We start from the raw sequence: 7,717 nt of genomic DNA, 5'->3' as shown, positions 1-7,717 counted from the left end.
CGACGACGCCCTTGCGCTTCGCTAACCCTTCGCCGCCATCAGGCTGGGTAAAGGACTTACACCTCCAAGCTGTCGATCATGCTCGGCACACAGAAGAAAGGGGCAACGCTACCGCGCTGCCCCTTCATCCGAACCTTCAGCCCGCCTTCTCCCAGCGATGGGCCAAGGTGAAATCAAATCTCGCTCTGCGACGTTACGATTCGCGAAACCAAGCCGTAAACCTTGGCTTCTTCGGCCGAAAGCCAGTAGTCGCGATCAGTGTCGGCAGCGATCTTTTCGATCGGCTGGCCAGTGGCGGCGGCCATGATCTTGTTCAGACGCTCGTTCATCTTGATGATCTCGCGTGCCTGGATTTCGATGTCGGATGCCATGCCGCGCGTGCCGCCGGACGGCTGATGCAGCAGGAAGCGGGTGTTCGGCAGGCAAAGACGCCGTTCCTTCGGTGCTGCGACGTAAATGAGCGCGCCGGCGGAGGCGACCCAGCCGGTGCCGATCATCCAGACCTTGGGCTTAATGAACTTGACCATGTCATGGATCGAATCGCCGGATTCGACGTGACCACCGGGTGAACTGACATAAATACGAATGTCCTCGTCACTGGCTGCAGCAAGCGCCACGAGCTGCGAGCAGACCTTCTGGGCGATTTCCTGGTTGATCGGCCCGTAGATGAAGATCGAACGCGACTTGAAAAGATTCGCCTCCGTTTCCTTGCTGAGCGGCAGCTCCTTCGTCTTGTCGTCGTCTTGTTCTTCGTCGTTCATTCGAACCTCTCTTACTTCCAAATCGGGTTCCTCGCACATAGTGCGACTCAATGGGTAAAACAATGCGGGAAAAAGACAAGGCACTGAACGAGCGAAGATATTCTTAGGACAAGCCGGCGACATGCTCGCAATTTGCCGGAGAGCTCGAAAGCGGAGGAGAAAATGACATCGGAAATGCTGCGCGCGGCCGTCCGCAACAACGCGCTCTGGTGCAATGGCGTCTGCGAGGCGCATGGCGTGCCCGGCGAATTCTCCGCAACCCTGTGGCTTCACCGCCAGGGCACGCCTGCCTTTTATCCGGACGTCATAACGCTGACGGGCGCCGATACCGCGCGCGAGCAGGAGGAAGCGATAGCTGTGCTGATCCGCTCGCGAAAAGGCGGCTGGGGCGTCAAGGACAGCTACGCCGCGCTCGACCTTGCTCCTTTCGGTTTCCAGATCTTGTTCGGGGGCGAATGGATCGGCATCGAGGCCGCTGACATGCATGCGCCCAACGATCAGTCCCTGATATGGAAGCGGATCACAACGGCAGTTGAACTCGAGTTTTGGCAAAGAGCCTGGGGTGGCGGTGACCCGCCCAGAACAATGCCGATCTTCGCTAACCTTCTGCTGCGCAATGAGGATATCGCCTTTCTTGGCGCCTTCGAGAACGGAGCGCTCTGCGGCGGCGGCATTCTCAACCGCCAGTCGGGCGTGGTCGGCCACTCGAATGTCTTTGCAATCAAAAGGAGCGACTGCGCCATCCGCGCCGGGCTGGTGCAGAAGGCGGGCGAGATTTTTCCCGGCATGCCGATCGTCGGCTACGAGCACGGCGAAGATCTGACCGGTGCGCTGGAACTCGGCTTTACGTCGCTCGGCCCGTTGCGCGTCTGGGTCCGGTCCTGAGCGCCTTACGGAATTGTAACGCGCCGCGGCTTTGAAAAGCCAAAATCCGTTCCTACCTCATCCTCAGGCGGCGATGTCCGCACAAAGACCAGAAGGGAGACAGCTATGTCACCGGAAGAACGCCAGTTGCTGGCCGGCCTCTTCGACAGGATCCGCACCGCCGCCGCGACACCGCGCGACCGCGAGGCGGAGTCCTTCATCGATCAGGGCGTGCGCGAGCAGCCCTATACGACCTATTATCTGGCGCAGGCCGTCATCGTTCAGGAGAAGGGTCTTGAAGCGGCCGCCAACCACATCGAGGAACTGGAAGAGCGTATCCGCCAGCTCGAGGCCGGCGAAAGCCAGCATCACCAGGCCGAACAGGGTGGCGGTTTTTTGAGCTCTATCTTCGGCACCGGCCAGGCGCAGCAGCCGGCACAGAGCTTGGATCCCTGGGGCAATGCGCCGCGCCAGACCATCCATCAAGATCGCGGCTACGACGAACCCGTCCGCCCGATGCGCCAGCAGCCCAGCGGACCGTGGGACCCCCAACCCGGCGCGTCTTCTGCCGGTGGCAGCTTCCTTCGCGGCGCGCTCGGCACGGCCGCCGGCGTGGCAGGCGGCATGCTGCTTGCCAATTCGCTGAGCGGCATCTTCGGAAATCATATGTCGTCGCTCGGCTGGGGCTCGCCATTTTCCGGCAGCAACCCGTTCGGCAATGCCGGCGCCCCTACCGAGGAGACCGTCATCAACAACTACGGCGATCAGAACTCAAAGGGTAGCGAAGACAACGATAACAATGACATCCGGCAGGCCGACTACAGCAGCGACGACAACAATGATGACGACGTCGCTAGCGATCAGTCCGGCGACGACAGTTTCGACGTCTGATCGGTCGCCCCAGGCGTCAGCCGCGGCCGCGATAGGTCGTGACACCTTGGTCGGGCAGCCACACGCCTTCGGGCGGCTTGCCTGTCTGCCAGAAGACGTCGATCGGAATGCCGCCGCGGGGATACCAATAGGCGCCGATCCTCAGCCACTTCGGATCGAGCAGTTCGACGATCCGCTTGGCGATATAGATCGAGCAATCCTCATGGAAGGCGCCGTGGTTGCGAAAGGAATGCAGGAAGAGCTTCAGCGACTTGGACTCCACCAGCCATTCGTTTGGAATATAATCGATAACGATATGGGCGAAATCCGGCTGGCCGGTCATTGGGCAGAGCGAGGTGAATTCCGGCGCAGTGAAGCGCACCACGTAGTCGGTGCCCGCATGGTTCGACGGCACCTTCTCCAGCACCGCCTCTTCCGGCGACTTGGCTGTTTCGGTCTCTTTTCCCAGCATCGAAAGGCTGGAAACATCGGTTTTCGGCATTAGACGTCCTTTACGACTTTGACACGGATTCCATGGGCCCTTTCGCCCTCGGGCTCGACGTGAATGGCAATGCTGGCACCCGGATGCACCGCCCGGATGGCATCTTCAAGGCAGTCGCAGATATCGTGCGCCTGCCTTACCGGCATTGCGGCCGGAACCACAAGATGAAAATCAACGAAGGTGACGGACCCCGCCCGGCGGGTCTTCAGATCGTGAACGCCGATCGAGCCGGCCGCATGTGTGGCGATGGCCTGCTTGATCGCCTCCTCTTCCTCCGGTTCCACCGCCTGGTCCATCAGTCCACCGATCGAATGCGAGATCACCTTCCAGCCCTGATAGAGGATGTTGACAGCGACCAGGATCGCAAGCACCGGGTCGAAAATCGGATAGCCGGTCGCGATCGCCAGAAACAGGCCGATCAGCACGCCGACGGACGTCACGACGTCCGACATGACATGCTGGCCGTCGGCGGCGAGCGCCGCCGAGCGGTATTTCCGGCCAGTCCGGATCAGCAGCTGCGCCCAGACGGAGTTGATGACGCCTGCTGCGAAATTGATCGCGAGGCCGAGCGCGGGCGCGTCAAGCATTCGCGGCGCCGCCAGATGGCCAATCGCCTCGTTGACGATCAAAAGCGCGGCGACCACGATGAGCACGCCTTCGGTCACCGCCGAGAGATACTCGGCCTTGTGGTGCCCGAACGGATGGTCGTGATCGGCCGGCTTCTGTGCATAGCGAATCACGAAATAGGCAATGAAGGCGGCGGCGACATTGACGGTCGACTCAAGACCGTCCGAAAGCAGCGCGACCGAGCCGGTGACCCACCACGCTACCATCTTCAGTCCCATGACACCGAGCGACAGCGGAATGCTCCAAAACGCCAGCCGCTGAACCGCCAAACTGCCTTGTCCGTCCATATCGATCACCGTGCCATCCCAGTGCGGATGCGAATGAATTGCAGCATTTGGCCCATTCAAACGCAAAACCGCCCGCGCGAAAATCGCCCAGGCGGCCAATGCGGGTGATATCGGGGATTATCGATATTTTGTCAAATGAGACGGCCTGCGCTAACGATTGATTGTATGAACTGCTGATTGACTGCGGAGGTTCCTGTGGTTGACGACGTCGTGAGAACCCTCGGTTTTTCATGCATGGGCAGCCGTTTCCGCCGCATCGGACAGCCTCTGGAGGCCGATGCCCAAGAGATCATCGAAGAATACGGCCTCACGATACAGGCTGGCCAATACCCCTTTGTCGCAGCACTCGATGGCGCCGCCCCTTTGGCGATCGGAAAGCTTGCGCAGGCGGCCGGCATCACTCAGCCGGGTCCCACACGGACAGTAAGCCAGTCGGAATTGGGATTGGTCGACATGCAGGCAGCACCCTACGACCAGCGTAAATCGATCTCGCTGACGAGGAAGGAAAAGGAACTCGTCGACTACTCGAAACAATCGGTGCGGGCGCGCATCTCGGCGGCAGTCGCCGATCTTTTCGGCAACCTGAACGGACCGATCCTCGCGCAGTTCGCCGCGATCCAAGATGGTCTTGCCGAAGCTGCCCTCGCCGGCCGCGCCGCCAAGGAGGAAACGACATGAGCCATATTCTCGACCGTCCGATCTGGAGCGCGCTCGAAACCGCGCATGCGAGCCTGGCCGAAGGCAACGAGCGAGCCCGGCGATACCCGCCGTCCATCGTTCCTTTCGCAGCCTCGGCGGACGACAGGCCGGAAAGTCTCGAGGCATTGGAAAACCTCCCGCAGGGCGACGAGACGATGCTGCTTGTCGAAGCAGGTCCGATCGCCATTCCACGAGGGTTGGCTGCGGTTTCCGAGGCTCTTGCCGTCCAGATGATCGCCGAACGGCCGCATGAGAGGGTCACCGATTCACGTATACAGCCGCTGAGCGAAGCCGACGCCGAGGAGATGCTGGCGCTTGCGACCCTGACCAAGCCCGGTCCGTTCACGCGACGGGCCCAGAGCCTCGGCACCTTCTGGGGGATCAGGGCTGGGGACAGGCTCATCGCCATGGCCGGCCAGCGACTACGGCAGACCGGCTTTGCCGAACTTAGCGGGCTTTGCACGCATCCCCAATTCCAGCGGCGCGGCCTTGGAACGTTACTCTTTCGTTTTGTCGCCGGCGAGATCGCCGCGCGGGGCGAAACGGCGTATCTGCATGCCTATGCGAACAATACGCCGGCAATCGGCCTCTACAGGTCTCTCGGCTTCAGGCTGCGGTCCGAAATGAACCTGCGCGTCGTCAAACGCCGGGCCTAAACGGCCGCTCCACGGAAGCGAAGCGGCCGAAGTGTAAGCGTCCGCTCAAGCCGCCTTCGTCTTCGCCCTGCGCGCCAGATGCGCCACCACGTTCTCGATCATCCGCATGCCGGCGTCGCCGCCGAGCGTCATGATTGACTCCGGGTGGAACTGGACGGCGGCGATCGGCTCCTTGGCATGCTCGATGCCCATGATCGTGCCATCCTCGCTTTCAGCCGTGATGATGAATTCGCGCGGCAGGGTCGAGGGATCGGCGAAGATCGAATGATAGCGACCGACCGTCACCTCTCGGGCGAGTCCCGAAAAGACGATACCCGGCTCCAGGACCCGGATGCGCGACGGCTTGCCGTGCATCGGCAGCGCCAGATGGCGCAAATCGCCGCCATAGGCTTCGGCAAGCGCCTGCAGGCCAAGGCAGACGCCGAAGATCGGCAGGTTGCGGGCGCGCGCCCTCTTGATCGTCGCCTTGCAATCGAAATCCTTCGGATTGCCCGGTCCCGGCGACAAGACGACGAGGTCCGGGTCCAGTCGGTCGAAAATCTCTTCCGGCACCGGCGTGCGCACGGTCGAAACCGTGGCCCCGGTCTGGCGGAAGTAGTTGGCCAGCGTGTGGACGAAGCTGTCTTCATGGTCGATCAACAGGATGTTGACGCCCTTGCCGACGGCGGCAACGTCGCGCTGGATCTTGCCGGCGTTGCCGGCCTTGGCATCGCGGATGGCAGAAAGCATAGCGGAGGCCTTCAGTTCGGTTTCGGCTTCTTCTTCGTGCGGGTCGGAATCGTTGAGAAGGGTCGCCCCTGCCCTGACTTCAGCGATGCCGTCCTTGATGCGCACAGTGCGCAGCGTCAGCCCGGTGTTCATGTCACCGTTGAAGCCGACCATGCCGATCGCCCCACCATACCAGGCCCGCGGGCTCTTCTCATGGCTTTCGATGAAACGCATCGCCCAGAGCTTCGGCGCACCGGTGACGGTGACGGCCCAGGCATGCGACAGGAAGCCGTCGAAGGCATCCATGTCATCACGCAGCCGTCCCTCGATATGATCGACGGTGTGGATGAGGCGCGAATACATCTCGATCTGCCGGCGGCCGATGACCTTGACCGAACCGGGCTCGCAGACACGGCTCTTGTCGTTGCGATCGACGTCCGAGCACATCGTCAGCTCCGATTCGTCCTTCTTGGAGTTGAGCAGCTTCAGTATCTGTTCGCTGTCGGCGATGGGATCGTCGCCGCGCTTGATCGTGCCGGAGATCGGGCAGGTCTCTATGCGGCGGCCTGAAACGCGCACGAACATTTCCGGCGAGGCACCGACCAGATATTCCTGGTTTCCGAGGTTGATGAAGAAGGAATACGGGGACGGATTGATCGCCTTCAACCGCTTGGAAATATCCGAAGGCTTGCTGTCGCAGCGCTCCATGAATTTCTGCCCCGGCACGACCTCGAAGAGATCGCCCTTGCGGAAGCTTTCCTTCGCCTTGACGACAAGTTCGGCATATTCGCCCGGCCGATGATCACTCTTCGGCGGAATGGCGTCCGTCTGCTTGAAGGGCTCGGACGCGACCTCGCCCTTCTTACCCTCGGTCGTCAGGCCATCCTTGGCGAAATCATAGCGGTCGATCCAGGCCTTGGCCGAATAATTGTCGACGACAAGGATTTCGTCCGGCAGGTAGAGAACCATGTCACGCTGGTCGGAAGGGCGCGTGAGCTTCAGGTTGATCGCATCGAACTGGAAGGCGAGATCGTAGCCGAAGGCGCCATAAAGGCCGAGGCTGGCGTCGGCCTGCGAATAGAAGAGGTCGGTGACGGCGCGCAGAACTGTGAAGACGGTCGGCATCTTGGAGCGTTCTTCTTCGGTGAAAACGCGATCGGGCATCTTCACCTTGAGATCGAGGCGACGCGCCGTGGCAGCACCAAGCTCCAGCTCGGCAACGGTCTTCAGCCGCTCCGTCACGAAGCAGAGCAGTATTTCGCCGCGCTCGTTATAGGCTTCGATCCACACGTCGCGCCCGAAAGAGGAGATTGCGAGCGGCGGATCGACGACGGCCGTGTCCCATCGTGTATAACGACCCGGGTATTCGTAGTTTGATGAAAAGACGGCGCCGCGACGCTCATCGAGCTTGTCGACATAGGAGACCACGGCATCGGCATAGGGGATGGCCCTGCGCTGCCGGGTAACGGTAACGCCGCCCCTCGTCTCGTAGATTTCCGCACCATCGTCCCGAAGGATCGTTACCATTGTTCCACTCCGCTTTGGGGCCCGGACGACAGGCGGCCGTAAAAAAACAAAAAAAGCCGCCTCGAAGTGTCGGGCGGCTCACTCGTCGTCTTTGAATACGATTGGTCGAGGCCGCCTCAGCGAGCCCACCACCAAACAGCAATGTTCAACGACGTCTTCATGGGAGGATTGTTAGCGTGAGATTTGGGCAAGCGCAAGAGCGGTTTTAAGCGGGGC

Annotated in this window: 8 protein-coding genes; 4 read left to right on the top strand and 4 right to left on the bottom strand. The window is 61.1% G+C overall.

Annotated elements, in window-relative coordinates:
- Nucleotides 1-173: 173 nt before the first annotated feature.
- Nucleotides 174-761 carry an ATP-dependent Clp protease proteolytic subunit gene (locus tag EV130_RS24935; RefSeq protein ID WP_074061881.1) on the bottom strand — a complete coding sequence of 196 codons (588 nt, stop codon included), beginning with the start codon at nt 759-761 and terminating at the stop codon, nt 174-176.
- Nucleotides 762-923: 162 nt separating this feature from the next.
- Between EV130_RS24935 and EV130_RS24930 the strand changes: the two genes are divergently transcribed.
- Both EV130_RS24930 and EV130_RS24925 read left to right on the top strand, forming a co-directional pair.
- Complete coding sequence (locus tag EV130_RS24930; RefSeq protein WP_074061882.1) at nt 924-1,646, top strand: hypothetical protein; 723 nt, start codon at nt 924-926, stop codon at nt 1,644-1,646.
- A gap of 105 nt (nt 1,647-1,751) precedes the next feature.
- Nucleotides 1,752-2,516: a DUF2076 domain-containing protein gene (locus EV130_RS24925; protein WP_132661862.1), complete on the top strand. Its 765-nt coding sequence runs from the start codon at nt 1,752-1,754 to the stop codon at nt 2,514-2,516.
- A gap of 16 nt (nt 2,517-2,532) precedes the next feature.
- Here the strand turns inward: EV130_RS24925 and queF are convergent, their stop codons facing one another.
- Both queF and emfA read right to left on the bottom strand, forming a co-directional pair.
- Complete coding sequence (gene queF / locus EV130_RS24920; protein ID WP_132661860.1) at nt 2,533-2,997, bottom strand: preQ(1) synthase; 465 nt, start codon at nt 2,995-2,997, stop codon at nt 2,533-2,535.
- Entirely contained in the window at nt 2,997-3,911 is a 915-nt protein-coding gene (emfA, locus tag EV130_RS24915) for a CDF family cation efflux transporter EmfA (RefSeq protein ID WP_132661882.1), read from the bottom strand. The genes queF and emfA overlap by 1 nt, the downstream gene beginning before the upstream one ends.
- Nucleotides 3,912-4,106: 195 nt before the next feature.
- Between emfA and EV130_RS24910 the strand changes: the two genes are divergently transcribed.
- Both EV130_RS24910 and EV130_RS24905 read left to right on the top strand, forming a co-directional pair.
- A complete protein-coding gene (locus tag EV130_RS24910; RefSeq protein WP_132661858.1) occupies nt 4,107-4,589 on the top strand; it encodes a MarR family winged helix-turn-helix transcriptional regulator in 483 nt (160 codons plus the stop codon).
- Entirely contained in the window at nt 4,586-5,266 is a 681-nt protein-coding gene (locus EV130_RS24905; protein ID WP_074061886.1) for a GNAT family N-acetyltransferase, read from the top strand. Before EV130_RS24910 ends, EV130_RS24905 begins: the two co-directional genes overlap by 4 nt.
- Nucleotides 5,267-5,311: 45 nt before the next feature.
- On the opposite strand, the gene EV130_RS24900 is transcribed toward EV130_RS24905, so the two are convergent.
- Nucleotides 5,312-7,501, bottom strand: a complete 2,190-nt coding sequence (locus EV130_RS24900) for an anthranilate synthase (protein ID WP_074061887.1) — start codon at nt 7,499-7,501, stop codon at nt 5,312-5,314.
- Nucleotides 7,502-7,717 lie beyond the last annotated feature (216 nt).

Origin of the sequence: Rhizobium azibense (genome assembly GCF_004342325.1) — a bacterium.
In the GTDB taxonomy this organism is placed as follows: Bacteria; Pseudomonadota; Alphaproteobacteria; order Rhizobiales; family Rhizobiaceae; genus Rhizobium; species Rhizobium etli_B.
This window is presented reverse-complemented; position numbering and strand designations above follow the sequence as displayed.

Excerpts from the sequence above, each read along its gene's own strand:
- EV130_RS24925 (WP_132661862.1), top strand. The coding sequence starts at position 1,752 with ATGTCACCGGAAGAACGCCAGTTGCTGGCCGGCCTCTTCGACAGGATC.
- EV130_RS24905 (WP_074061886.1), top strand. The coding sequence starts at position 4,586 with ATGAGCCATATTCTCGACCGTCCGATCTGGAGCGCGCTCGAAACCGCG.
- emfA (WP_132661882.1), bottom strand. The coding sequence starts at position 3,911 with ATGGACGGACAAGGCAGTTTGGCGGTTCAGCGGCTGGCGTTTTGGAGC.
- queF (WP_132661860.1), bottom strand. The coding sequence starts at position 2,997 with ATGCCGAAAACCGATGTTTCCAGCCTTTCGATGCTGGGAAAAGAGACC.
- EV130_RS24935 (WP_074061881.1), bottom strand. The coding sequence starts at position 761 with ATGAACGACGAAGAACAAGACGACGACAAGACGAAGGAGCTGCCGCTC.
- EV130_RS24900 (WP_074061887.1), bottom strand. The coding sequence starts at position 7,501 with ATGGTAACGATCCTTCGGGACGATGGTGCGGAAATCTACGAGACGAGG.
- EV130_RS24930 (WP_074061882.1), top strand. The coding sequence starts at position 924 with ATGACATCGGAAATGCTGCGCGCGGCCGTCCGCAACAACGCGCTCTGG.